The organism is Methylococcus sp. ANG (assembly GCF_040730495.1).
GTDB lineage: Bacteria > Pseudomonadota > Gammaproteobacteria > Methylococcales > Methylococcaceae > Methylococcus.
This window is the reverse complement of record NZ_CP160399.1, coordinates 1,784,895-1,803,922: the sequence shown is the minus strand read 5'-3', so window position 1 is coordinate 1,803,922 and position 19,028 is coordinate 1,784,895. Positions and strand designations below refer to the sequence as shown.

Here is a 19,028-nt window from a genome sequence, read left to right as displayed (position 1 = left end):
TCATGAGCCTCAGTATTCCAAAAATCGAAAACGGATCCGCGGGAAACCTGGAAGTTTCCGATAAGGTATTCGGTCAGGGATTCAACGAATCCCTGGTGCATCAGCTCGTCGTCGGTTATCTCGCCGCTGCGCGTTCGGGAACGAAAGCACAGAAGAGCCGGTCGGATGTATCGGGCGGCGGCAAGAAGCCCTGGAAACAGAAAGGATCCGGGCACGCGCGGGCAGGAACGACGCGTGGCCCCCTGTGGCGTACCGGTGGCGTGACGTTTGCCGCATCCAACCGGAACTACAGGCAGAAGTTGAACAAGAAGATGTACCGGGCGGCTGTCCGGTCCATATTTTCCGAGCTGCTGCGGCAGGGGCGTCTCGTCGTTTCCGACAGTATCGTTCCGGAGTCCGCCAAGACGCGGGAGCTCGCGGCGAAGCTGAAGAGCTTTGGCGAGGGGTATACCGTAATTCTGGCCGAGCAGCTCGATCTGAATCTGGCTCTGTCGTCGCGCAATCTGCCCAACGTCAGCGTCAATACCGCCGACACATTGAGCCCGGTCGACCTGGTGCACGCCGAGCGTGTAATCGCCACCAGCTCGGCGATTCGCAAGCTGGAGGTAAGGCTGTCATGAACCAAATCGAGTTGATGCGTACCCTGCTCGCCCCTGTGGTATCTGAAAAATCTACGGCGGGCGCGGAAAAGGACCGCCAGTTTGTGTTTCGGGTCAAACCGGCTGCAAGCAAGCTTCAGATCAAAAGTGCCGTTGAGCTCATGTTCAGCGTGAAAGTCGAGTCCGTGCGTGTGCTCAACGTCAAGGGTAAATCCAAGCGTTTCGGGCGGTTTATGGGCCAGCGTTCAGACTGGAAGAAAGCTTACGTTAAGCTGAAGCCGGGCTTTGATATTGAGCTGGCGGTAAATTAATTCGATATTCGATTGCTTGAGTAAAGATAAGACCATGGCTCTGATTAAACAAAAACCCACTTCCGCTGGCGCGCGCTTTGTGACGCGGGTGCGCAGCGAGGAACTGCACAAGGGCGAACCGTATGCGAAGCTGCTCGAGAAGCAGACGCGCTCTTCGGGCCGCAATAATCAGGGCCGTGTGACCACCCGGCACAAGGGCGGTGGGCACAAGCAGTTCTACCGTATCGTGGATTTCAAACGGGATAAGCTCGACGTGCCGGCTCGCGTCGAGCGTATCGAATACGACCCGAACCGCACCGCTTACATCGCGCTCGTGCTGTATCGTGACGGAGAGCGTCGCTATATTGTCGCGCCGGCGGGTCTGAGTGCCGGCAATGAGATCGTCGCCGGAGAGTTTGCCCCGATCAAGGTCGGCAACAGCCTGCCGCTGCGCAACATTCCCGTCGGCACCGTCGTGCATTGCGTCGAAGGCAAGCCGGGGAAAGGCGCGCAGTACGCGCGCAGTGCCGGCACCTCGATCCAGTTGGTCGCAAAGGAGGGCGAGTACGCCACCATACGCATGCGTTCCGGCGAGATGCGCAAGGTGCTGGCCGATTGCAAAGCTACGATCGGTGAGGTCTCCAATACCGAACACAACCTGGTTTCGTTGGGGAAGGCTGGTGCGTCGCGCTGGCGGGGCGTTCGCCCAACGGTGCGGGGTGTCGCCATGAATCCCGTGGATCATCCCCATGGCGGCGGCGAAGGTCGGACTTCCGGGGGCAGACATCCCGTTTCGCCCTGGGGCATCCCCACCAAGGGCTACAAGACCCGGAACAACAAGCGAACCGATGGTCTGATCATCCGCAGACGCAAGACGCGATAACGAGTAAGAGGAATAGACCGTGCCACGTTCTATCAAGAAAGGTCCGTTCGTCGACCATCATCTGATGAAGAAGGTCGATGAGGCGAATTCGACCGGCGCCAAGAAGCCTATCAAGACCTGGTCGCGCCGATCCATGGTGTTGCCTGAAATGATCGGGAAGACCATCGCAGTGCATAACGGGAAGCAGCATGTGCCCGTTTTGGTCAGCGACAACATGGTCGGCCATAAGCTGGGCGAGTTCGCACCGACGCGGACTTACAAAGGGCATCAGGCCGACAAGAAGAGCAAGTGAGGCGTGTAGTCGATGGAAGCATTATCGAGACATAAAACGGCGCGCATTTCTCCTCAAAAGTGCCGGCTGGTTGCCGATCAGATTCGCGGGCTCAACGTCGCGGCGGCGCTGGATCTTTTGACATTCAGCAACAAGAAAGCTGCCGGTCTGGTGAAAAAGGTGCTGCAGGCAGCCATCGCCAATGCCGAACACAACGAAGGTGCCGATGTGGACGAGCTGCGCGTAAAGACCGTATTCGTCGACGAGGGCCCTGTTCTCAAGCGGATGAGCGCCCGGGCGAAGGGGCGCGCAAATCGGATACTCAAGCGCACCTCGCACATCACCGTGCTGGTGTCGGATAACTAGACATTAGTAAAGGCATTTCCGTTATGGGGCAGAAAGTCAATCCAACTGGAATTCGTCTGGGATATATCAAGGACTGGACGTCGCGCTGGTTCGCGGACAGCAAGTCGTATCCCGTATTTCTCAACAACGACCTCAAGGTCCGCGAGTTTCTGAAGCGGAAGCTGAAACACGCATCGGTCAGCCGGATCCAGATCAATCGGTTGGCGAACAATGCCCAGATCACGATCCACACCGCGCGGCCGGGAATTGTGATCGGCAAACGCGGTGAGGACATCGACGCGCTCCGGCGCGACGTGTCCCGCTTCATGGGCGTCCCCGTTCAGGTCAGCGTCGAAGAGATCCGCAAGCCCGAACTGGATGCTCAGCTCGTGGCGGAAGGCGTCGCTCAGCAGTTGGAGAAACGCATCATGTTCCGGCGTGCCATGAAGCGCGCGGTACAGAACACGCTGCGCGTCGGTGCCGAAGGCATCAAGATCAGCGTGGCCGGCAGACTCAACGGCGCCGAGATCGCCCGGACGGAATGGTATCGCGAGGGTCGTGTGCCGCTCCACACCTTCCGCGCGGATATCGACTACGGTTTTGCCGAGGCGGTGACCACATATGGGGTTATCGGCGTAAAGGTGTGGATTTTCAAAGGCGAGGTTTTCGAGCCTGTGCATGCGGAGTCGAAGACCCGCAGTGCGGTCGAAGCTTGATGAGGTCGTGCCATGTTGCAGCCAAAAAGAACGAAGTACAGAAAACAGCATAAGGGGCGCAATACCGGCTTGGCCATCGCCGGCAGCAAGGTATCCTTCGGTGAGTATGGCCTTAAGGCCACGACTCGAGGTAGAATAACCGCCCGCCAAATCGAGGCAGCCCGTCGGACCATTTCCCGCCACGTAAAGCGCGGCGGAAAAATCTGGATCCGCGTATTCCCGGATAAGCCTATCAGCAAGAAGCCGTTGGAAGTCCGCATGGGTAGCGGCAAGGGCAGCGTGGAGTACTGGGTGGCCGAGATCAAACCCGGCACCATGTTGTACGAACTCGAGGGCGTCAGCGAAGAACTGGCCCGTGAGGCGTTTCGGCTGGCAGCGGCGAAGCTGCCGGTCCAGACCACCTTTTCCCTGCGTACGGTGATGTGATGAAAGCCAGCGAATTGAGAGCGAAACAGGCTGACGAACTCAAGTCGACGTTGATGGATCTGCATCGGGAGGCGTTCAGCCTGAGGATGCAGCAGGCGACGGGACAGTTGAGCAAGTCCCATCAGATCAGGGCAGTGCGGCGTGATATCGCGCGAGTGAATATGGTTCTGGCAGAAAAAGGCGGTAAGGTATGACGGTGAGCGAAGGTCGCGTGCGGAGCGTAACCGGGCGCGTGGTGTCGAACAAGATGGATCGAACCATCGTAGTCGCCATCGAGCGGCAGGTGTCCCATCCGTTGTATGGCAAGTACATCCGCCGCACGACGAAGGTGCTGGCGCATGATGAAAACAACGAGTGCGGCATCGGCGATCTGGTGACCCTGCATGCGTCCCGGCCGGTTTCGAAGAAAAAAGCCTGGACTCTCGGCGCAGTCGTAGAGCGGGCGGTATGAAGTCGTCCACCAGGGCCTTGAGCAAATATTTGGAGATTTGAACGATGATACAGATGCAGACCTGTCTGGATGTCGCGGACAACAGCGGCGCGCGGCAAGTCATGTGTATTAAGGTCCTTGGTGGGTCCAAGCGGCGGTACGCGAATGTCGGCGACGTCATCAAGGTCAGCGTGAAGGATGCGATCCCCCGGGGGCGCGTCAAGAAGGGCGAGGTCTACAACGCAGTGGTTGTTCGTACCCGTAAGGGCGTGAGGCGTGCCGACGGTTCGCTGATTCGGTTCGATAACAATGCCGCAGTCATCCTGAACAACCAGCATCAGCCCATCGGTACGCGTATTTTCGGGCCGGTCACACGTGAACTTCGCTCTGAGAAGTTCATGAAGATTATCTCCCTGGCGCCGGAAGTGCTTTGACGTAAGAAGGTGTTGCCCCATGCGTAGGATCAAGAAAGGCGATCAAGTCATCGTGATCGCCGGAAAAGACAAAGGAAAAAGAGGCTTGGTGCTGTCGGTGCTGAGCGAGGACAAATTGCTGGTCGAAGGCGTCAACCTCGTCCGGAAGCACCAGCGCCAGAATCCCATGAGAGGCGTGCCCGGCGGTATCGTCGAGAAGGCCATGCCGATCCACAGTTCCAACGTGGCGCTGTTCAACGCCGCCACCAACAAGGGTGATCGCGTCGGATTCCGGCTGCTGGCCGACGGCAGAAAAGTCCGTTTCTACCGGTCCACCAACGAACTGATTGACGCTTGAGTAGCGGATGTGTCATGCCTAGGTTAGAAGACCTTTACAAAGAGAAAGTCGTACCGGAATTGATGGCGCGGTTCGGTTATCAGTCCGTCATGGAGGTTCCGCGCCTGGTGAAGATCACCCTCAATATGGGGGTGGGTGAAGCGGTCGCGGACAAGAAAATCTTGCAGAATGCGGTCGAGCACATGCAGGCGATCGGAGGCCAGAAGCCCATCGTCACGCATGCCCGCAAGTCTATCGCCGGTTTCAAGATCCGCGAGGGGATGCCCGTAGGTTGCAAAGTGACGCTGCGGCGTACGCGCATGTACGAATTTCTGGACCGTCTCATCAGCGTCGCGATTCCCCGTATCCGTGACTTCCGTGGGCTGAACCCGAAGGCGTTCGATGGTCGGGGCAACTACTCCATGGGTGTGAGGGAGCAGATCATTTTCCCGGAAATCGATTATGACAAGATCGATGCCATCCGGGGGATGGATATCACCATCACATCGACAGCGAAATCAGACGCCGAAGCCAAAGCATTGCTCGAGGCGTTCAAATTTCCTTTCCGGACGTAACGAGGGGCGAGTCATGGCAAAGAAATCAATGATCGCACGCGAAGTGAAGCGCCAGAAGCTGAATAATCGCTACGAGAAGAAGAGAGCGGAGCTGAAGGCCATCATTTGCGGCGCGGAAACCCCTGATGAACAGCGGGAGGCGGCGATCATCGCGCTGCAAAAGCTGCCACGCGACAGCGCCGCCACGCGCCAGCGCAACAGGTGCCAACTGACGGGGCGGCCGCACGGCTTCTATCGAAAGTTCGGATTGGGGCGAAACAAATTGCGTGAATGCGTTATGCGCGGCGAAGTGCCGGGCGTGGTCAAGGCGAGCTGGTAAGGCGGACCGCGAAAGTATCGGAGTATATAGTCATGAGTATGTCAGATCCCTTGAGCGATCTCCTTACGCGGATACGCAACGGTCAGGCCGCCGGCAAGGCGGAGATCGTCGTTCCGGCGTCGAAACTCAAGCGCGCCGTGTGCCAGGTTTTGAAGGAGGAAGGCTATATCGCAGGTTTCTCCGACACGTCAGAAGAGGGGAAGCCTAACATCCGCGTAGAGCTTAAGTATTACAACGGCGCGCCGGTCATCGATAAGATCCAGCGGGTTAGCAAGCCGGGTTGCCGGCGCTATCGAGGGCGGGACGAAATGCCGAAAGTCATGGGCGGTTTCGGCATCGCCATAGTCTCCACCTCAAAGGGTGTTATGTCCGACCGGAAAGCCAGAGCGCTGGGTGAGGGCGGCGAAGTTCTCTGTGTCGTTGAATGATGTTTGTACAGGCTGGCCGATATGTCTCGTGTAGCGAATAATCCAATCTCCATTCCCAAGGGTGTGGAAGTAAGCATTGCCGAAGGTGTAGTAACCGCGAAAGGCAAGAACGGAGTTTTGGCGCGTGCAGTCCCTGCGGTTCTCAGCGTTAGCATCGACGGTGGTGCCGTGTCCGTAGACTACGACAAGAACGATCAGAGACAGAATGCTCTAGCCGGGACCACGCGGGCCAACTTGGCCAACATGATCGTTGGCGTCAGCAGCGGGTTCGAACGAAAGCTATCCCTGGTCGGCGTGGGTTATCGCGCGCAGGCCAAGGGCGATGTGCTGAGCCTCAGCCTCGGATATTCCCATCCGGTGGAATTCAAAGTTCCCGCGGGAATTGTGGTCGAGACTCCGTCCCAGACCGACATCGTCGTGAAAGGAGCGGACCGGCAGGTTGTCGGCCAAGTGGCGGCCAACATCCGCGCGTTCCGTTCACCGGAACCTTATAAGGGCAAGGGCGTCCGCTATGCGGACGAGGTCATCATCCGCAAGGAAGCGAAGAAGAAGTAAGGCAAGAGCAATGGATAAAAAACAGGCCCGCCTCAAAAGGGCAGCAAAAACACGGCATGTCATTCGCGCAATGGGAGCGAATCGGCTGACCGTTCATCGTACCCCCAGGCATATTTACGCGCAGGTCATCGGTCCAGACGGTGGGACGGTTCTCGCTTCCGCGTCGACCCTAGAGCCCGCTATTCGCGAAAGGTTGTCGGTTACCGGAAATAGGGATGCCGCCACCGAAGTCGGTCGCCGCATCGCTGAAAAGGCGCTTGCCGCGGGCGTCTCCAGCGTCGCTTTCGACCGGTCGGGATTCAAGTACCACGGGCGGATCAAGGCCCTGGCCGATGCGGCTAGAGAGGCCGGGCTTCAGTTCTAGCGAGGATTATCAATGGCAAACGTGAGTACTCAGGCAAGCGCCGGCGAGGGGCTGCAGGAAAAGCTGGTCGCCGTTCGGCGCGTCTCGAAGGTGGTCAAAGGCGGACGCCAGTTCGGGTTCACCGCGCTGACCGTCGTCGGAGACGGCAATGGCCGTGTCGGCTTCGGCCTCAGCAAGGCGCGAGAGGTGCCGGTCGCGATCCAGAAGTCGATGGAACAGGCGCGCAAGAATATGCGCAAGGTTGCGCTGAACGGCCAGACTTTGCACCATCCGGTAACGGCTGCGGCCGGGGCCGCCAAGGTACACATGCAGCCCGCTTCGGAGGGTACCGGCATTATCGCCGGCGGCGCCATGCGAGCTGTCTTTGAGGTCGTCGGCGTTCATAACGTCCTCGCGAAGTGTATCGGCACCAACAATCCGATCAACGTCGTTCGCGCGACCATCAAAGGGTTGACGGAATTGCGGGATCCCAAATCCGTTGCCGCGAAACGCGGAATGACCGTCGAAGAGCTGCTGGGGTGATGGCGATGACGAATAAGACTTTGCGCGTCACGCAGGTGCGCAGCTCCAACGGACGGCTCGAGTCCCACAAGGCCTGCCTGCGCGGGCTCGGATTGCGCAAACCCCATCACAGTGTTGAAGTTCGGGGCACGCCGGAGATTTTGGGCATGATCTTCAAAGTCTCCTACCTGCTCAAGGTTGAGGAAATCTGACATGTTTTTGAACACTATCGGTGCGCGGGACGGTAGCCGTCCGGCAAAAAAGCGGCTGGGGCGGGGCATCGGTTCGACACTGGGCAAGACCAGCGGTCGAGGGCACAAGGGGCAAAAGGCTCGTGCCGGCGGCTTCCATAAGGTGGGTTTCGAAGGTGGTCAGATGCCGCTGCAGCGTCGCTTGCCGAAAGTGGGCTTCCGGAGCGCGAAGAAGCGCTTTGTCGCCGAGGTGACGCTGACGCAGCTCTCGAAAGTTGCCGGGGGCGTGATCGGGCTGGCGGAGCTGAAGGAGGCGGGGCTCGTTCCGGCCGAGGCGAAGACGGTCAAGATCATCGCAACCGGGGCAGTGTCCGGAGCCGTGAGCATACGCGGTGTGGGCGTGACGCAGGGTGCCCGCGCTGCGATCGAAGCCGCGGGCGGCAAAGTGGAAAGCTGATGAACGCCATCAACCCCCTGATGGCGGACCGCGGCGGCAGGTTTACCGAGCTTCGCCAGCGTTTGCTGTTCGTCGTCGGAGCGCTCATCGTGTTCCGGATCGGCGCGCATATTCCGATACCCGGCGTCGACCCGAAGGCTCTGGCAGCAATGTTCAATCAGCAGGGCAGCTCGATCCTGGACATGGTGAACATGTTTTCGGGTGGCGCCCTGAAGCGGCTGAGTATTTTTGCGCTCGGGATCATGCCCTATATTTCGGCATCGATCATTTTGCAGCTGATGACGATCGTCGTGCCCAAGCTGGAGCAGCTGAAGAAGGAAGGCGAATCCGGGCGGAAAAAGATCAACCAGTACACCCGCTACGCGACGGTCGTGCTCGCCTCGTTCCAGGCCACGGGCGTGGCGATGGCGCTGCAGAATCAGAGCGCAGGGGGCGCGCCGATCGTGATTTCTCCGGGATTTCAGTTCGTCGCCCTCACCGCCATTTCGCTCATGACCGGAACCCTGTTTCTGATGTGGCTCGGTGAGCAGGTGACCGAGCGGGGGCTGGGGAACGGCATATCGATCATCATCTTCGCCGGTATCGTGGCCGGGCTGCCTTCGGCCGTGGGCGGAACGCTCGAGCTCGCGCGCACGGGCGAGTTGAGTGCGTTCAGCGTCGTCGGCATCGCCGCGATCGCGGTGGCGGTGACATGGCTCGTGGTATTCGTCGAGAAAGGACAGCGCCGGATTACGATCAACTATGCCAAGCGTCAGGAAGGGCGCCGCATGTATGCCGCGCAGAAGAGCTTCCTGCCTTTGAAGCTGAACATGTCCGGGGTCATCCCGCCGATTTTCGCTTCCTCGATCATCCTGTTTCCGGCGACCCTGGCGGGTTGGTTCGGCAATTCGGAGAAGCTGATCTGGTTGCAGGATATAGCGAGCACTCTGTCTCCCGGTCAGCCGCTCTATGTTCTCTGCTATGCGGCGGCGATCATGTTTTTCTGCTTTTTTTATGCTGCATTGGTCTTTAATTCCAACGAGACCGCGGAGAACTTGAAGAAGTCCGGTGCCTTCATCCCGGGGATCCGGCCCGGTCAGCAGACGGCGCGGTACGTAGACACCGTCATGACGCGGCTTACCCTAGTGGGCGGCATCTACATCACCGCCGTGTGCCTGTTGCCGGAGTTCTTGATCGTGTATTGGAACGTGCCATTCTATTTCGGCGGTACCTCGTTATTGATTATCGTCGTCGTGGTTATGGATTTCATGGCACAGATACAGACCTACGTGATCTCTCAGCAATACGAAGGGTTGTTGAAGAAAACCAATATCAATATCAGGTGATTTTGTTTGGGATCGCCGAGGAAATAATATGAAAGTTAGAGCATCTGTTAAGCGCATCTGCCGGAACTGCAAGGTCCTGAAGAGGAACGGCATCGTCCGAATCATTTGTAAGGATGCCCGCCACAAGCAGCGGCAGGGTTGATGGTTTTCGTCGTTGTGAGATCGGCAGCGGCCGTGTATAATGGCCGGCTATCGCCCAGCGGCTTAGAGTTGGAGTTTGTTTAAATGGCGCGTATTGCTGGAGTCAACATCCCAGACCACAAGCATGTAGTTATCTCACTGACCGCGATCTACGGCATCGGGCGTACGCGTGCAGCTCTGATTTGCGAAGGCGCGGGGATCGAGACTGACAAGAAAGTCAGAGAGCTGAGCGACGAGCAGGTCGAGCGGCTGCGTGGCGAAGTCGCGAAGTTCGTCGTGGAAGGCGATCTTCGGCGAGAGGTGGCCATGAACATCAAGCGGCTCATGGATCTCGGATCCTATCGCGGCATGAGGCACCGGCGCGGTTTGCCGACGCGCGGACAGCGCACCCGCACCAATGCCCGCACCCGAAAGGGACCGCGTCGCCCGATCAAGAAATAAAGGTACGGTAGAAAAATGGCTACGACAGGTCGCCCCGCTAAAAGAATCAAGAGAGATATCTCGGACGGCATCGCGCACGTCAGCGCGTCCTTCAATAACACCATAATCACCATTACCGACAGAAAGGGTAATGCGCTTTCGTGGGCCAGCGCCGGAGCATCGGGTTTTCGGGGTTCGCGCAAGAGCACACCGTTTGCCGCTCAGGTTGCGGCCGAAAAGGCGGGTTCGGTGGCGAAGGAATATGGAATCAAGAATTTGGACGTTCATGTCACCGGTCCCGGTCCGGGAAGAGAGTCCGCCGTGCGTTCTCTGAACGCTTTGGGTTTTAAGATTGTTAATGTCGTGGACACGACCCCGCTGCCTCATAACGGGTGTCGTCCTCCGAAGAAGCGGCGCGTTTGACTGGAGGTTTATTATGGCTAGATATCTTGGGCCGAAATGTAAGTTGAGCCGCCGCGAGGGGACCGATCTGTTCCTGAAGTCGAGGGGCAAGTCTCTGGAGTCCAAATGCAAGCTGGATCAGCCGCCCGGTCAGCATGGGCAGAAGCGGCCCCGGCTGAGCGACTACGCGGCTCAGCTCAGGGAGAAGCAGAAGCTGCGGCGGATATACGGCGTCATGGAGCGGCAGTTTCGCAATTACTACGCCGAGGCGTCCCGGTTGAAGGGTTCCACGGGCGAAAACCTGCTCGCTCTGCTCGAGTGTCGTCTCGATAACGTCGTTTACCGGATGGGATTCGCGTCCACACGGGCCGAAGCGCGGCAGCTGGTATCCCATAAGGCGATCAATCTGAACGGGCGTACGCTGAACATCCCGTCCTATCAGGTGCGGAGCGGGGATGTCGTCCAGATTCGCGAGAAGGCGAAATCCCAGGGACGCGTCAAGGATGCGCTCCAGGTGACGGAGCAGTACGGTTTTCCGTCCTGGGTCGATGTAGACGTTAAATCGATGAAAGGCACGTTTAAGTCTGCGCCGGAACGGAGCGAGCTGGGCTCGGATATCAACGAGCAGCTGGTCGTCGAGTTGTATTCGAAGTAGCGTGTGACGGGGTATACCTAATATGCACAACTCGCTTGCCGAGCTGATCAAGCCGCGTACGGTAGAAGTGGTTCCTCATGGAACCAATTCCGCACGCGTGGTCATTGAACCGCTGGAGAGAGGGTTCGGCCACACCTTGGGCAACGCCTTGAGGCGTGTGCTTCTTTCCGCCATCCCCGGCGCTGCGGTCACGGACGTCGTAATCGACGGCGTGCTGCACGAATATTCGACCATCGAAGGGGTTCAGGAGGACGTGATCGACGTGCTTTTGAATCTCAAGAATCTTGCCATTCGCCTGAACGGGCCGCACGATGTTTACCTCAACATCGACAAGCAGGGACCCGGGCCGGTTTTGGCGGGCGACATGGAGGTTCCCCATGACGTCGAGGTCTTGAATCCGGATCTGCTGATCGCGCACCTCACCGGGGGCGGTCGCTTGCGTATGACGCTCCATGTGCAGAAAGGGAGGGGCTACCAGCCCGTCGCCAACCGGGCTGTCGAAGGCGATTCGGCTATCGGCACCTTGCATGTGGACGCGAGCTTCAGCCCCATCAAGAAGGTGTCCTACGTCGTCGAGAGCGCCCGCGTCGAGCAGCGTACGGACCTGGATCGGCTGGTGATCGAGCTTCAGACAAACGGAACGGTTCAGCCGGAGGAGGCGGTCAAGCACGCGGCGAACATTCTTAATCAGCACCTCGGTATCCTGGTCGACCTCAAGGGTGAGGACTTGCCGCTTTTCGGTGAAGATGGACCCCAGTTCGATCCGTTGCTGCTGCACCCGGTGGACGACCTCGAGCTTACGGTTCGTTCAGCGAACTGCCTGAAAGCGGAGAACATCTTTTACATCGGAGATCTCATCCAGCGTAGTGAGGCGGATTTGCTCAAGACCCCGAATCTGGGAAAAAAGTCTCTTACGGAGATCAAGGACGTTTTGGCGACGAAGGGTTTGTCGCTGGGCATGCGCCTGGAGAACTGGCCGCCGGAAGGTCTCAAGAAGCTGAATCAATAGCCTTTTAGGGTGTAGAGAAACATGCGTCATCGTAAAGCAGGAAGGAAGTTCAACCTGACCAGCAGTCACCGGGCTGCCTTGTATCGGAATTTGGCGGCCGCGCTCGTGGAGCACGAGATCATTAAGACGACGCTGCCGAAGGCCAAAGAGATCAGGCGTTATGTGGAGCCTCTGATCACGTTGTCGAAAGAGGACAACGTGGCCAGCCGGCGGCTGGCGTTCGCGAGGCTGCGTAACCGGGATGCGGTGACGAAGCTGTTCAACGATCTGGGTCCCCGGTTCAAGACGCGCCCAGGCGGTTACACGCGGATTCTCAAGTGCGGTTTTCGGGCAGGCGACGCAAGTCCCATGGCTTTCGTGGAGCTCGTGGATCGAGCCTGAGCGCACAGTGCCGGGGGTGTGCTAGCGCTTCCCGGCTCCGTCTTTTCGGGGTGTTCCAGCGCCCCGTCACGTCAGCCGGCAGGACATCGTGCCGGAGTTCCCGCCCGGCCTAGTCTTTCCACCGAAGACGTCTGTGGCCTTTCCCAGTAAAACCCAGTTTCCGGATTCCGCGCTCCACGAGTGCGAGCGGATGTTCGAAGAGCGCGGGCAACTGTTCGAAGGTTGTTCAGAGTCCTTTCGCCAGGCCTTGCGCTTCGTCTGCGCATGCAGCCCATTCTTCCTGGGGGTCTTGAAGCGGGACCCTCATCTCATTCCCATGCTCCGCGCTTTGGCCGAGGACCGCCTTTCGGCCAGCGATCCTGAAGCCGATCTGCGGAAACTCGTAGCCGACGCGGCCGATCGTGCGTGCCTGATGCGTGTATTACGTCAGTGGCGCAATCGGGAAATGGCGATCATTGCCTGGCAAGACATTTCCGGCCGGCTCGATGTCGACGAGGTCCTGGCAAGGATATCGGAGACGGCGGAGTCCGCCATCCGAGCGGCTCTGGACTGGCTTTTCGAGGACGCCTGCCGGCGGTGGGGTGTTCCGAGGCGTAAAGACGGATCGGCGCAGAATCTGGTTGTATTAGGCATGGGAAAGCTCGGGGGGGGAGAGCTCAACTTCTCGTCCGATGTCGATCTGGTTTTCGCCTATATCGAGGAAGGTGAACTGCCCGGGCGCCATGGCACGACCTATGCTGAGTTTTACACGCGACTTGCACAGTCGTTCGTTCACGTTCTCGACGCCGTGACGGAAGATGGTTTCGTTTTTCGTGTGGACGTGCGGCTGAGGCCTTTCGGCGAGAGCGGTCCGCTGGTGGTCAGCTTTGATTCATGCGAGCGCTATTACCAGGCCCAGGCGCGCGATTGGGAGCGCTACGCGATGGTGAAGGTCCGCCCCGTGGGCGGGGATCCCGAAGACGGCGCGGAGTTCGAGCGGTTCTTCCACCCTTTCGTATATCGTCGGTACCTCGACTACCGGGTATTCGGTGAACTGAGGTCGCTTAAAGCCAAGATCGTGGCGGAGCTCCGGCGGAAGGACAGGGGCGACAACATCAAGTTGGGTCCCGGCGGCATCCGGGAGATCGAGTTCATCGGACAGGCATTCCAGTTGATCCGCGGCGGCCGAAATGTCGAACTGCAGGATCGGAGCATCCTGACAGTCCTGGAGCGGGCGGGGCAGTTGCGCCTGCTTGAGCACGACACCGCCTCGTTTCTCTGCGGGGCGTATCGGTTCTTGCGCAAAGTCGAGAACCGCCTCCAGCAGTACGAGGACAAGCAGACGCACGATCTCCCGGCATCCGACGAACGGCGCGAGTTGCTGGCGTACTCCATGGGTTTCGATGCCTGGGAGGAGTTTAAGCGGGAGCTCGACGGCGTTCGGAGCAAGGTCCACGGAATTTTCACCGAGGTGATTGCCGAGCCTTCGCAGAGGGCGTCCGCCGAGCTGCTGCTGGATGGCGGCGAGGCGGAACTTTCCCTCGCGCTGACAGGATTCGAAGGCGCCACGGACGCCATGGCCAGCGCTTTGGTCAAGTTCCGTGCCTCGGCGGCCATTCGGCGGCTCGGTGCCGGTGCCATGGCCGAGCTTCAGAGAGTCATCGGAAAGCTGCTGGCGGAACTCGCGGCTTCCCGCGCTTCCGACCCGGCGAGCACATTGGCCAGAGTCCTCAAGTTGCTCGAATCGATCGCTGGCAGGGGGGTTTATTTTTCGCTGCTTGCGGAGAACCCCGGCGCGTTGTCGCAGTTGGTCAGGCTGGCTGCGGCGAGCCCGTGGATCGTACGGCTCATTGCCGGCGCTCCGATTCTGCTCGACGAGTTGCTGGACCCCCGAACCCTGTACAGCCCGCTGACTCGGGAGGCCTTGGGCCGGGAAGCGGACATTCTGGCCGGCAGCCTGGCTCCGGACGACGACGAGCAGTTGATGTTGCGGCTCCGGCAGTTCAAGGCCGCGCATCAGCTGCGAATCGCGGCGGCCGACATAATGAACGTCATTCCGGTCATGGTTGTCAGCGATTACCTGACGGACTTGGCCGAGGTAGTGATCGAGCGCGCGCTGCGGCTGGCCTGGAAGTCCACGGCTGCGCGTCACGGTGCTCCGCCGGTGGAGGCGGGAGCATCCCGGGACTTTCCCGGATTCGGCGTCATCGCCTATGGAAAGCTCGGCGGCATAGAGCTGGGCTACGGGTCCGACCTCGATCTGGTCTTTCTCTACGATGGGGTCGCCAGCGATGCCCTGACCGATGGGCCACGTCCGGTCAGCGCCGCCGAGTTTTATGCCCGTGTGGTTCAGCGGATGGTCGGCCTGCTGACGACCGAGATGCTCGGCGGGGCGCTGTATGAAGTCGATCTCCGCTTGCGGCCCAGCGGGAGTTCCGGTCTCCTCGTCAGCAAAGTCGATGCCTACGAAAATTACCAGCTCCATCAGGCCTGGACCTGGGAGCGCCAGGCGCTGGTGAGAGCACGGTTCGTGGGCGGCGACCCGCGGGTGGGTGCGCGCTTCGATGCGATCCGGCGGACCGTGCTTTGCGCGGGCCGGGATAGTGGGCAGGTGAGACTCGATGTTCAGACAATGCGCGAAAAGATGCGGGAAAGCTTGGCGGACAGGCGGCCCGGCGTGTTCGACTTGAAGCAGGGCTTCGGCGGTATTGCCGATATCGAGTTTATTGTACAATTCGGGGTTCTTGTCAGCGCCGCGAAGCATTGCGAGATCACGCGCTGGACCGATACGGTCCGCCTACTGGAAAGCCTTCGCACCATAAACTTCCTGGAGCCCGAGCAGGCGGATCGGCTTCGATGCGCCTATTGCGATTATCGCGGCAAGGCGCATCGTCTTGCTTTGCAAGAGATGCCGGCGTTGGCATCGTCTTCGGAATTTTCCGAACACCGCGCGGCCGTGCAGGCGGTCTGGAAGCAGATCATCGAGGCGCCGGCGCTTTGAGCCGACTGCGGCCGATGGCAATTTCCCTCTGATTGCAGGAGATCAATTCATGGCAATGGACGATCGGGACGGGCAGATCTGGCTCGATGGAACGTGGCTTCCCTGGCGCGAAGCCAAGGTTCACGTTTTGACCCACACGCTGCACTACGGCTGCGGCGTGTTCGAAGGCCTGCGCGCCTACCGTACGGAACGTGGCCCTTCGGTCTTCAGGCTCCGTGATCACACGGACCGCCTGTTCCGCTCGGCCCATATCATGAAGATGTCGATTCCGTTCGACAAGGACACCCTGGACCAAGCCCAGTTGGAGGCGGTGGCGCGGAACAATCTTGAAAGCGCCTATATCAGGCCGATGTGTTTTCTCGGCGCCGAAGGCATGGGTTTGCATGCTCACGGACTGGCGGTCCATGTGATGGTCGCCGCTTGGCAGTGGGGCAGCTATCTGGGGGCTGAAAACATGGCTCGCGGCATCCGTGTGAGAACCTCCTCGTATGCCAGGAATCATGTCAACAGCGTCATGTGCAAGGCCAAGGCGAATGGAAACTATCTCAATTCGATCCTGGCCGTGCAGGAAGCGATCGAAGCCGGCTGTGACGAGGCGCTATTGCTGGACCACGAAGGCTATGTTGCCGAAGGAAGCGGTGAAAATATCTTCATCGTCCGCAAGGGCAGGCTCTATACGCCGGATCTGACTTCGGCGCTGGAGGGTATCACGCGGGACACCGTGATGATCCTGGCTCAGGAACACGGCTTGCAAGTCGTGGAAAAACGCATCACCCGCGACGAGGTATACGTAGCCGACGAGGCGTTTTTCACCGGGACCGCGGCCGAAGTCACGCCGATCCGCGAGGTGGATGGGCGCGTGATCGGCGAAGGCGGGCGCGGACCGGTGACGGAAAAGCTGCAGGCGCTTTACTTCGACTATGTGCATGGACGCCGTACCGACCATGCCGAATGGCTGAGCTTCGTCTGAAGGCTCTCTTAGCGCAGTCGCACGGCAGGTGGCTGTGTTCCGCCGCTTGCCGCGCAGTCCGTTCGTCCGCGCTCTACTTTAGCATCAGGAAGAAGGAGCCACTGCCCCGCTGAACGCTGAGGAGGAGCTCGGAGCGGCCCTTGGTGGCGCGCTTCAGGTCGTCGAGCGTTTCGATTTCCTCGCGGTTCGCCATCACGATGATGTCCCCGGGGCGCAGGCCGGCCTGAAATGCGTACGATCCCGTGTGGATTTTGTCCACCTGTACGCCGCCATCCTCGTTGTTCTTGAGTATGACTCCGGAAAGTCTGGGATGGATCTTGCCGCCCTCTTCCTGAACCAGTTTGGGAGCGCGGATCGCTACTTCGCGTATCAATCTTTCCCCCTTGTGCATCACCTCGACCCGGACTTCTTCGCCTATGGGCAGGAGGCCGATGGCATTGCGGACGTCCGCGCTGTTCTTGACCGCCCGGTCATTGATGCTGAGAACGACGTCGCCGGCTTCCAGCCCGGCGGAAGCGGCGGGAGAACCCTTTTGGATGCCGGTGATCACGGCACCCTGACTCTGGCTGAGGCCAAAGGCCTGGGCGAGATCCGGCGTCAGGTCCTGGATGGTGATCCCGATCTGCCCGCGGCGGATTTCGCCCTTTTCGACCAGTTGGGTCATGATACTGGAGGCCATGTTGGACGGAATGGCGAAACCGATGCCGACGTTTCCTCCGGTCGGGGCGATGATGGCCGTATTCACGCCGACCAGTTCGCCGCGGAGATTGATCAAGGCGCCTCCCGAATTGCCGGGATTGATCGAAGCGTCGGTCTGGATGAAATCCTCGTAGCCTTCGATGCCGAGCCCGGAACGCCCCAAGGCGCTGACGATGCCGGAGGTTACGGTCTGTCCCAGGCCAAACGGATTGCCGATGGCTACGACGAAATCGCCGACCTCGAGCTGACTCGAGTCGCCGATGGGCAGTTCCGTCAGATTCTTGGGCTCGACCTTGATGACGGCCAGATCGGACTCCGGATCGGCCCCGACCAGCTTGGCGCTCAGTTGACGTCCGTCTCTCAGCGTCACGCTTATCTCGTCCGCCTTGTCGATCACGTGGTTGTTGGTGAGGATATAGCCCCGCCGGGCGTCGACGATGACGCCGGAGCCGAGGCTGGAGCTCTCGCGGCGCCGTGGCTGATTCGGAATCCCGAAGAAATGCCGGAAGAAGGGATCCTGCATCAAGGGGTGTTCGGCGATTTCGATCTGAGTCTTCGTAGAAATGTTCACCACCGCGGGCATGGCCTTTTTCAGCACAGGAGCGAGGCTGGGCAGCGGCTGGCCATTGACGCTGGTGGGCAAAACCGCCCAGGCGGGGGAGCAGATGGACAGGCCGCTTGCGGTGAGTAGCAACAGGGCGCCGATGGATTTCATGCGCATGGAATTACCTCCATCAATTGTTTTTCTGCACGGCGTGGCGTGAGGGTCCGAAGTCTAGCAAAAAGCCCGTTCGAGCTGCGGCGAACGGGACACCGAGAATATGGGATGCCCACGGTGCGATGACAATGTCGAAAAGATGGCCCACTAACGGGGCAGTACCGGTTTGTCCGGGCGCCTTGCGCCGGGATTCGAGGGAAATCAGGCTTTGAGCGCGCTCTGGCCGACGCCGGGAGCGGTGCCGCCCCGCTGCGTTTCGAGCCAGGTCAGCGACTGGCGCGCTGCGGCTGTCCCGTCCTGGAGGCCTTTGGCGATCAGCTGCCGTCCCGGTATGAGCTTGCCCAGCACCAGGGCGCTGAGGACCACGCCGAAGGAAAGGCAGTAGACCGACCCGTAGACCGCCTTGGCGATCAGGCCGGAATTGGCGGGTCCGCGGAAGGCGTCTGCCGGGGCCGCTGGGGGGTCGGAGGGGTACGCGGCCTTTTCTTCTGTCGCCGATACCAAGCTCAGGATGGGTCCGCGCGGCTTGGACGTAATGGGTACGACTTTCTTGGCCATGGGCTTATTCCTCAACTAGTTCACGAACGAGCGCTTTGATTTCCCTGGCTGCCGGGCCCTTGTTGTCGAATTCGAGTACGGAAAGGCCGGAGGCGGCGCTTTCGGCGTAGGCAACCCTTTGATTGACTGCGGTTTCCGCAACCGGGAAAGGGTAGTCCCTGAGCGCCTCGGCCACGTCGCGGCCGATGGCGGTATTCACGATTTTCCGGTTGACGATGAATCTCCCTTTCAGATGTTCCTTGTATATCATAACCTCTTGTATCAACTTGACAATCTCGTCGGCAGCCCAGACGTCGTAAGGGGAGGGCTGGACCGGGATGAGGACGAGGTCGGAGGCCATGATGGCCGACCGGGCGAGTTCGTTGACCCGGGGAGGTCCGTCGATGATGACGTGGTCATAGCTGGAAGCGAGTTCCGGAACGTCCTTGTGCAAAGTCGGTTTGGCCATGCCGACAACGGGAAACAGGGTGTCGCCCTGCCGGGTCGATTGCCAGTCGAGGGCGCTGCCCTGCGGATCGGCATCGATGAGGAGGGTTCGCTTGCCCGACAAGGCCAGGGCGGCAGCTATGTTGACCGACAAGGTGGTCTTGCCGACGCCGCCTTTCTGGTTGAGAACGCCGATGATCATATGGGAGTGCCGTCCCGCGGGAAGTACGGTATGGCTATGTAT

General features: G+C 59.7%; 31 protein-coding genes. 28 read left to right on the top strand and 3 right to left on the bottom strand.

Going from position 1 to position 19,028, the window contains the following annotated elements:
* The first annotated feature begins 2 nt into the window (after positions 1 to 2).
* The 28 genes from rplD (at position 3) to ABZN20_RS08510 (ending at position 16,383) form a co-directional block, all read left to right on the top strand.
* A complete protein-coding gene (gene rplD / locus ABZN20_RS08645; protein ID WP_218808940.1) occupies positions 3 to 620 on the top strand; it encodes a 50S ribosomal protein L4 in 618 nt (205 codons plus the stop codon).
* Positions 617 to 910, top strand: a complete 294-nt coding sequence (gene rplW, locus ABZN20_RS08640) for a 50S ribosomal protein L23 (RefSeq protein WP_218807511.1) — start codon at positions 617 to 619, stop codon at positions 908 to 910. The genes rplD and rplW overlap by 4 nt, the downstream gene beginning before the upstream one ends.
* Before the next feature lie 34 nt (positions 911 to 944).
* The gene (gene rplB / locus ABZN20_RS08635; protein WP_218807510.1) at positions 945 to 1,772 is read left to right on the top strand and encodes a 50S ribosomal protein L2; all 828 of its coding nucleotides are present in this window, start codon (positions 945 to 947) and stop codon (positions 1,770 to 1,772) included.
* Between the two features lie 19 nt (positions 1,773 to 1,791).
* Entirely contained in the window at positions 1,792 to 2,064 is a 273-nt protein-coding gene (rpsS, locus tag ABZN20_RS08630) for a 30S ribosomal protein S19 (RefSeq protein ID WP_218807509.1), read from the top strand.
* 12 nt (positions 2,065 to 2,076) lie between these two features.
* Positions 2,077 to 2,409: a 50S ribosomal protein L22 gene (gene rplV / locus ABZN20_RS08625; RefSeq protein ID WP_218807508.1), complete on the top strand. Its 333-nt coding sequence runs from the start codon at positions 2,077 to 2,079 to the stop codon at positions 2,407 to 2,409.
* Between the two features lie 23 nt (positions 2,410 to 2,432).
* Positions 2,433 to 3,104: a 30S ribosomal protein S3 gene (gene rpsC / locus ABZN20_RS08620; RefSeq protein ID WP_218807507.1), complete on the top strand. Its 672-nt coding sequence runs from the start codon at positions 2,433 to 2,435 to the stop codon at positions 3,102 to 3,104.
* Positions 3,105 to 3,116: 12 nt separating this feature from the next.
* On the top strand, positions 3,117 to 3,530 hold the full coding sequence (rplP, locus tag ABZN20_RS08615; protein WP_169604330.1) for a 50S ribosomal protein L16: 414 nt from the start codon (positions 3,117 to 3,119) through the stop codon (positions 3,528 to 3,530).
* Positions 3,530 to 3,724: a 50S ribosomal protein L29 gene (gene rpmC / locus ABZN20_RS08610; protein ID WP_218807506.1), complete on the top strand. Its 195-nt coding sequence runs from the start codon at positions 3,530 to 3,532 to the stop codon at positions 3,722 to 3,724. The genes rplP and rpmC overlap by 1 nt, the downstream gene beginning before the upstream one ends.
* The gene (gene rpsQ, locus ABZN20_RS08605) at positions 3,721 to 3,981 is read left to right on the top strand and encodes a 30S ribosomal protein S17 (protein ID WP_169604328.1); all 261 of its coding nucleotides are present in this window, start codon (positions 3,721 to 3,723) and stop codon (positions 3,979 to 3,981) included. Before rpmC ends, rpsQ begins: the two co-directional genes overlap by 4 nt.
* 44 nt (positions 3,982 to 4,025) lie before the next feature.
* The gene (gene rplN / locus ABZN20_RS08600; RefSeq protein ID WP_198323948.1) at positions 4,026 to 4,394 is read left to right on the top strand and encodes a 50S ribosomal protein L14; all 369 of its coding nucleotides are present in this window, start codon (positions 4,026 to 4,028) and stop codon (positions 4,392 to 4,394) included.
* Between the two features lie 19 nt (positions 4,395 to 4,413).
* Complete coding sequence (gene rplX / locus ABZN20_RS08595; RefSeq protein WP_218807505.1) at positions 4,414 to 4,731, top strand: 50S ribosomal protein L24; 318 nt, start codon at positions 4,414 to 4,416, stop codon at positions 4,729 to 4,731.
* 14 nt (positions 4,732 to 4,745) lie between these two features.
* A complete protein-coding gene (rplE, locus tag ABZN20_RS08590) occupies positions 4,746 to 5,285 on the top strand; it encodes a 50S ribosomal protein L5 (protein WP_218807504.1) in 540 nt (179 codons plus the stop codon).
* Positions 5,286 to 5,298: 13 nt separating this feature from the next.
* Complete coding sequence (gene rpsN / locus ABZN20_RS08585) at positions 5,299 to 5,604, top strand: 30S ribosomal protein S14 (RefSeq protein WP_218807503.1); 306 nt, start codon at positions 5,299 to 5,301, stop codon at positions 5,602 to 5,604.
* A gap of 32 nt (positions 5,605 to 5,636) precedes the next feature.
* Positions 5,637 to 6,032, top strand: coding sequence for a 30S ribosomal protein S8 (gene rpsH / locus ABZN20_RS08580; protein WP_218807502.1), 396 nt, complete (start codon positions 5,637 to 5,639; stop codon positions 6,030 to 6,032).
* A gap of 21 nt (positions 6,033 to 6,053) precedes the next feature.
* Positions 6,054 to 6,587: a 50S ribosomal protein L6 gene (gene rplF / locus ABZN20_RS08575; RefSeq protein ID WP_367027550.1), complete on the top strand. Its 534-nt coding sequence runs from the start codon at positions 6,054 to 6,056 to the stop codon at positions 6,585 to 6,587.
* A gap of 10 nt (positions 6,588 to 6,597) precedes the next feature.
* Positions 6,598 to 6,951: a 50S ribosomal protein L18 gene (gene rplR / locus ABZN20_RS08570; protein ID WP_218807501.1), complete on the top strand. Its 354-nt coding sequence runs from the start codon at positions 6,598 to 6,600 to the stop codon at positions 6,949 to 6,951.
* A gap of 12 nt (positions 6,952 to 6,963) precedes the next feature.
* A complete protein-coding gene (rpsE, locus tag ABZN20_RS08565; protein WP_218807500.1) occupies positions 6,964 to 7,473 on the top strand; it encodes a 30S ribosomal protein S5 in 510 nt (169 codons plus the stop codon).
* Positions 7,474 to 7,478: 5 nt separating this feature from the next.
* Positions 7,479 to 7,664: a 50S ribosomal protein L30 gene (rpmD, locus tag ABZN20_RS08560; protein WP_218808938.1), complete on the top strand. Its 186-nt coding sequence runs from the start codon at positions 7,479 to 7,481 to the stop codon at positions 7,662 to 7,664.
* 1 nt (position 7,665) lies between these two features.
* On the top strand, positions 7,666 to 8,100 hold the full coding sequence (gene rplO, locus ABZN20_RS08555; RefSeq protein ID WP_218807499.1) for a 50S ribosomal protein L15: 435 nt from the start codon (positions 7,666 to 7,668) through the stop codon (positions 8,098 to 8,100).
* On the top strand, positions 8,100 to 9,425 hold the full coding sequence (gene secY / locus ABZN20_RS08550) for a preprotein translocase subunit SecY (RefSeq protein ID WP_367027365.1): 1,326 nt from the start codon (positions 8,100 to 8,102) through the stop codon (positions 9,423 to 9,425). Before rplO ends, secY begins: the two co-directional genes overlap by 1 nt.
* Positions 9,426 to 9,453: 28 nt before the next feature.
* Positions 9,454 to 9,567, top strand: coding sequence for a 50S ribosomal protein L36 (gene rpmJ / locus ABZN20_RS08545; RefSeq protein WP_010961579.1), 114 nt, complete (start codon positions 9,454 to 9,456; stop codon positions 9,565 to 9,567).
* Between the two features lie 83 nt (positions 9,568 to 9,650).
* Positions 9,651 to 10,007: a 30S ribosomal protein S13 gene (rpsM, locus tag ABZN20_RS08540; RefSeq protein WP_218807497.1), complete on the top strand. Its 357-nt coding sequence runs from the start codon at positions 9,651 to 9,653 to the stop codon at positions 10,005 to 10,007.
* Between the two features lie 15 nt (positions 10,008 to 10,022).
* Positions 10,023 to 10,409 (top strand): 30S ribosomal protein S11, encoded by a 387-nt coding sequence (rpsK, locus tag ABZN20_RS08535; RefSeq protein ID WP_218807496.1) that lies wholly within the window; start codon positions 10,023 to 10,025, stop codon positions 10,407 to 10,409.
* 13 nt (positions 10,410 to 10,422) lie between these two features.
* The gene (gene rpsD, locus ABZN20_RS08530; protein ID WP_218807495.1) at positions 10,423 to 11,043 is read left to right on the top strand and encodes a 30S ribosomal protein S4; all 621 of its coding nucleotides are present in this window, start codon (positions 10,423 to 10,425) and stop codon (positions 11,041 to 11,043) included.
* Positions 11,044 to 11,065: 22 nt separating this feature from the next.
* Positions 11,066 to 12,052 (top strand): DNA-directed RNA polymerase subunit alpha, encoded by a 987-nt coding sequence (locus tag ABZN20_RS08525; protein WP_218807494.1) that lies wholly within the window; start codon positions 11,066 to 11,068, stop codon positions 12,050 to 12,052.
* A gap of 21 nt (positions 12,053 to 12,073) precedes the next feature.
* Positions 12,074 to 12,433 carry a 50S ribosomal protein L17 gene (gene rplQ, locus ABZN20_RS08520; RefSeq protein ID WP_367027364.1) on the top strand — a complete coding sequence of 120 codons (360 nt, stop codon included), beginning with the start codon at positions 12,074 to 12,076 and terminating at the stop codon, positions 12,431 to 12,433.
* Positions 12,434 to 12,623: 190 nt separating this feature from the next.
* Positions 12,624 to 15,413 (top strand): bifunctional [glutamate--ammonia ligase]-adenylyl-L-tyrosine phosphorylase/[glutamate--ammonia-ligase] adenylyltransferase, encoded by a 2,790-nt coding sequence (gene glnE, locus ABZN20_RS08515; RefSeq protein WP_218807492.1) that lies wholly within the window; start codon positions 12,624 to 12,626, stop codon positions 15,411 to 15,413.
* Positions 15,414 to 15,462: 49 nt separating this feature from the next.
* Positions 15,463 to 16,383: a branched-chain amino acid transaminase gene (locus tag ABZN20_RS08510; protein WP_367027363.1), complete on the top strand. Its 921-nt coding sequence runs from the start codon at positions 15,463 to 15,465 to the stop codon at positions 16,381 to 16,383.
* A 73-nt stretch (positions 16,384 to 16,456) separates the two neighbouring features.
* Here the strand turns inward: ABZN20_RS08510 and ABZN20_RS08505 are convergent, their stop codons facing one another.
* The 3 genes from ABZN20_RS08505 to parA form a co-directional block, all read right to left on the bottom strand.
* Positions 16,457 to 17,803 carry a DegQ family serine endoprotease gene (locus ABZN20_RS08505; protein WP_367027362.1) on the bottom strand — a complete coding sequence of 449 codons (1,347 nt, stop codon included), beginning with the start codon at positions 17,801 to 17,803 and terminating at the stop codon, positions 16,457 to 16,459.
* A gap of 198 nt (positions 17,804 to 18,001) precedes the next feature.
* Positions 18,002 to 18,358, bottom strand: coding sequence for a hypothetical protein (locus tag ABZN20_RS08500; protein ID WP_367027361.1), 357 nt, complete (start codon positions 18,356 to 18,358; stop codon positions 18,002 to 18,004).
* 4 nt (positions 18,359 to 18,362) lie between these two features.
* On the bottom strand, positions 18,363 to 18,986 hold the full coding sequence (parA, locus tag ABZN20_RS08495; RefSeq protein ID WP_218807488.1) for a ParA family partition ATPase: 624 nt from the start codon (positions 18,984 to 18,986) through the stop codon (positions 18,363 to 18,365).
* Between the last annotated feature and the right edge of the window lie 42 nt (positions 18,987 to 19,028).